Raw genomic sequence first — 4870 nt, 5'->3', positions numbered from 1 at the left:
ATGCAGAGTTTAACTCGTGGATTAGTTTTACATTCAATCGGGGCAATCAGCATCATCTCATTTTGATTCGTTAAACTAATAATCTGTGAATTAAAAAGATAAGATTCTACCGCATCTTTAACACCCAGTTGTTCTTTGCTGATTTCAATAATTGATAAGGGAAAAGATGCTTTTTCACGTAATTCATTCAAAACCATTTCTTGGTTATGGAATGCCTGCTCATGGACAAGAAATACGGATTCATTCGCAACCGAAATAACGTCATTGTGAAAGACGCCTTGATCAATCGCAAAAGGATTTTGGCAAGCGAAAATAACCTGTTCGCTTGGTAATCGATGATTACGAACAATGGCTTCAGATGCCTCCAAAGTTTGACGAGCAGGGTATTTGCTTGGACCTATCGAGTGCTCACCTCTATTTAACGCCTTTCTTCCATAGACAAAAAGATGAATCCCCGATTGCGAGTGGTTTTTGCAGAGACGACTGTGATTCGCAGCTCCTTCATCGCCAGTAGCCATTGAGCGAGGTAATATCGGATGATGGCGAAAATAGTTCGCATCCGCAAAGATAAATTGCAGCAATTTTTGCGAAAAATCGGCTTCTTGGTGGCGATGTAAATTGCCGATCAGATTGGCTGCCGTAAAATGAGTTTTTTGGTCCAAGGTATCGATACTTGGCGAAACGGTTGCTGCATTGGCAGTCCACATGCTGGATGCTGAATAGCTGGCACTAAGAAGCGCAGGCGCTATTTTAAAGGCTTTATTTATTTGCTCCGCAGCACTTCCTTGAAAACCTAATTGTCGGAGTAACTCAAGATTTGGGCGTTGATGAGGAGGTAATACACCTTGCTTTAGTCCCATATTATGCAACAGTCGCATTTTTTCTAAACCTTGTCTCGCGGCTGCTTGTGGATTAGCCATGCTCAATGCATTATTTGTTGATGCAACATTACCCTCAGCCAATCCCGCATAATTATGAGTTGGCCCAACCAGACCATCCATGTTTAATTCATACATTGTCATTTACTAATCCAATATAATGCCAGGTAATTGCTGGGCTGGCGTTGTTAATGATGGCTGTTCCATGCTCGCTACTGGATAGGCGCAATAATCTGCAGCAAAATAGGCGCTAGGTCGGTGATTGCCGCTAAAACCAACTCCGCCAAAGGGTAGGTTGCTTGCAGCCCCTGTTGTTGGTCTATTCCAGTTAATTAATCCCGCACGAACCTTTTGATAAAAACGCTGATAATTTGCTTCATTATCGCTGAGCAAACCTGCAGCCAAGCCATAGCGTGTTTTATTCGCTAAACGAATTGCCTCATCAAAATGTTTGTAGCGATGAATTTGTACTAGGGGTGCAAAAATCTCTTCATCCGCAGGATTAGAAACTTTAGTCATATCAATAATACCCGGGGAGAGCAAACCCGTATTTTCTGCCAATAGGTTCATGGATAATAAAGATTCACCACCTGATTCAAGCAGCTTTTTTTGGCTTTGTAGATGTTTTAATGCTTGGTCATGGCTAATCACTGGACCCATGAATGGCTCTGGCTGTTGATCATAGGGGCCTACTTTTAATGATTTGCAGGCTTTGATAAAGCTTTTTAGAAATGCATCGCCTTGTGCTGTATCAGGAATCATAACTCGCCGTGCACAGGTACAACGTTGCCCCGCAGTAAGTAGGGCGGAGAGCAGGGTATGATATACTGCCGCATTAATGTTACTGATTTCATCAATCACTAAGGGATTATTTCCCCCCATTTCCAGGGCCAGAATAACTTCAGGTCGCTCACTAAATTGTTGATGAATGCGTAAACCGGTCGGATAACTGCCTGTAAAATAAACTCCCTGAATATCTTGGGACAAAAGCGCTTTGCCTGAAAGTGCATCACCCTGGATGCAATTGATTACTCCAGCGGGCAATCCACTATCATGCCAACATTGCATAATTAATTCAGCTACAGCAGGGGTCTGTTCACTGGGTTTATAAAGAATCGTATTCCCTGCTAAAAGTGCGGGAACAATATGCCCATTACTTAAATGTGCGGGAAAATTAAAAGCACCCAAGACGACAACAACACCTTGAGGTTTAAAACGCAGGCAGGCATTTGCTTCGGTTGTAGCATGGTGTTTTGCCGCGGTGCGTTCCTGGTAAGCCTGAATCGATATATTAACTTTAGCAATTACAGAACTTACTTCTGTTTGTGATTCCCACAACGGTTTTCCTGTTTCCTGGGTGATGAGTAGCGCGAGTTGCTCCCGCTTTTTTTCGACTTGTTCAGCAAATTTTTTGGTGTATTGAGCTCGTTGCTCAAAATCAAGAACTGCCCATGCGGGTAATGCTTTATGAGCTGTTTCTGCTGCTACAGAAATTTCATGTTCTGTGGCACTAACTCCTTGCCAGAATACGGTGCCGTAACTGGGATTAATGGACTCTAAAACAGAACCATTGCTTTTTACCCATTGCCCATTAATGTATTGACCTTTGCTGTGCATCATAATTTAAGCTTCCTAAAGGGGGGGCACAATTTGTAAGGGAGAAACGCGTACTACATCTCCTCGATTTACCTGCAATAGGTCTGCAGTTTTTTTACTGAGAATGCAGGTATTTTGTTCTTTATTAACTAAAACAGTATTGATAGTGGCACGAAAATTTAATTGGGCATTTGTTAATAGGTAATTCAAGCTGCTTACTTCGTCACTTAAACTGCCTACGGTAACTAAACGACTTAATTTAACGGTTTTTATTTCGTTTAATGGCACTTCCAGTGTCGGGCCTCCATCAAAAATATCAACGTAATTGTTATAGCGAAAACCTTCTTTCAATAAAATACTCATTGCAGGTGCTGTTAAAGGATGTGGCTGACCAATGACTGCCTGCGCTTCTGCTGAAAGTAATTTGACGTAGATTGGATTACGCGGCATTAAATCAGCAATAAATTGTTTATCTGTTGCTAAGGTCAATCTATCGGCCTCGGCAAAAGGCATTTGGAAAAAATGGCTGCACACATTGTCCCAGAAGGGTGAGCGTCCATGTTTATCGGAAACACCGCGCATATCGGCAATCACAATCGGTGCAAAACGCCCAGGAAATTGGGCCATAAAAATAAAACGCCCTTTAGAGAGTAAGAGTCCATTATTATCCTTTCGGTATTTAGGATTCAAAAATAGGGTGCAGATTTCACTGCGCCCTTGATTATCGTTTACCAGGCTTAATACTTCATACTCACTGCGTATATTTAAGGTGCGAGATATTCGTGTGCGTTTGGACAGTTTGTATGAATAAAAGGGCGTATCATGGCCTATGCGCGCCTCGATTGCGGATACGCCAACAATTTCTTTGTTTTTCTGATTTTCCAACACGAAAAGATAGTATTCACTATTGGGATGGACTATCTTTTTTTTATACGATGCACAAGACCACTCGATCCGTTTTTTTAATAAATTAATATCCTTAGGAAGCGTCGTCATCCCTATACCGCTTTGTTCTGCCAAATCATGAATTGCTTCTAAATCAGAATCAAGCGCGCTGCGAAATAGCATCATTTTTGTAAGTCCTCTAAACCACCTCGTGCCAAATCAAGCAAAAGCAAGGCACTTAGCGTGGCTCGCTCAGCTAAACTATCCAGTAAAATATATTCATCATGGCTATGTATATTGCCGCCTCGTACTCCTAATGTATCTAAAACAGGTAAGCCATGGCGGGCTAAATTATTGCCATCACAACAGCCACCACTGTCGTTCCAATCTATAGTTAGACCCAGTTCTTTACCTAGATGTTGAACTCGTTGAAATAAACGTTCTGTACCTGAGCAGACTCGTTTGACTGGTCTACCAAAAGTCCCCTGCATAGCTAAAGAATAATCAGGGCGTTTTAATTTCTGGCCAATTTTAGCAAGCTCATCTTTTACCCACATCTCATCTTCAGGTTGGCTAATGCGGATATCGAGTTTTGCGACGGCTTTATCTGGAACGACGTTTAGTGCGTCACCACCGGCAATTTTTCCAACATTTATAGTAACGCCTTCACGCTTACCATTTAGGGCATGAACTTCGCAAACCGCTTCTGCTAGATAGCAAATAGCATTTCTCCCTTCAGCAAATGCTCTGCCAGCATGGGCTGCTTTGCCAGTGGCAATTAATGTGTATTTCGCGCTACCTTTTCTATTTTTCGCTAATGTTCCTGTAGGTGTCATTGCTGGTTCATAAACTAAGGCGGCTTGATAGCCAGAGGCTAACTCATCAAAAAGAATGCTGGATGCGGGCGAGCCAATCTCTTCATCAGAATTAATCAGCACATCCCAGCCTAATTGACTGGCCTGTTCTGTTTGCTCAAAAGCAGCTAATGCATGCAGCATTACAATTAGGCCACCTTTCATATCGGCAACACCGGGACCATTTACATGGTTATCGTTAATATAGGTTAATTTTTGAAAAGAGCTATTCGCTGGATAAACAGTATCCATATGTCCGCTGAGTAAGATTCGTCGCTTTAGATGAGGACGTTTCCTAATGAATAAGGCATCACCACAACTTTGTACGGCTTCATCTCCAGACATATTAATTACTGACAAAGGAGTTAATTTTTTAACCACAAGCGCATCCGCAATGGGTTTGTACGCGTCACTAAGTGCCGTAGCGACTTGCGCCAGTCCTTGTAAGTTTGTAGTTCCGGAATTAATCTCACAAAAATCGTGTAACTGGTGCACCATAAGTTCTTGATTATTGCTTATGGTACTTATTAGTTGTTTGTATGATTCCATCATGATTTCAAACTCTAAATCTTAATTTTAAACGATAGCTTAAATTGAAAAGATTCACAACTAGGGTGCTTGCCATATTCCTGGGACCCGCAGGCAGGCTGCAGAACC

4 protein-coding genes are annotated in these 4870 nt (G+C 42.0%); all 4 read right to left on the bottom strand.

Annotated elements, in window-relative coordinates; genetic code table 11:
• The coding region (locus ACQY7T_RS05625) for an N-succinylarginine dihydrolase (protein WP_428411880.1) at positions 1 to 1022 on the bottom strand (1022 nt) is incomplete at its 3' end.
• 3 nt (positions 1023 to 1025) lie between these two features.
• Entirely contained in the window at positions 1026 to 2498 is a 1473-nt protein-coding gene (astD, locus tag ACQY7T_RS05620; protein WP_428411878.1) for a succinylglutamate-semialdehyde dehydrogenase, read from the bottom strand.
• A 12-nt stretch (positions 2499 to 2510) separates the two neighbouring features.
• On the bottom strand, positions 2511 to 3545 hold the full coding sequence (gene astA / locus ACQY7T_RS05615; protein ID WP_428411876.1) for an arginine N-succinyltransferase: 1035 nt from the start codon (positions 3543 to 3545) through the stop codon (positions 2511 to 2513).
• Entirely contained in the window at positions 3542 to 4765 is a 1224-nt protein-coding gene (locus tag ACQY7T_RS05610) for a hydrolase (RefSeq protein WP_428411874.1), read from the bottom strand. Before ACQY7T_RS05610 ends, astA begins: the two co-directional genes overlap by 4 nt.
• Positions 4766 to 4870 lie beyond the last annotated feature (105 nt).

It is taken from the genome of Legionella sp. (assembly GCF_965140895.1).
GTDB lineage: Bacteria > Pseudomonadota > Gammaproteobacteria > Legionellales > Legionellaceae > Legionella.
The sequence above is the reverse complement of the archived record's forward strand: the minus strand, read 5'-3'. Positions and strand labels throughout refer to the sequence as shown.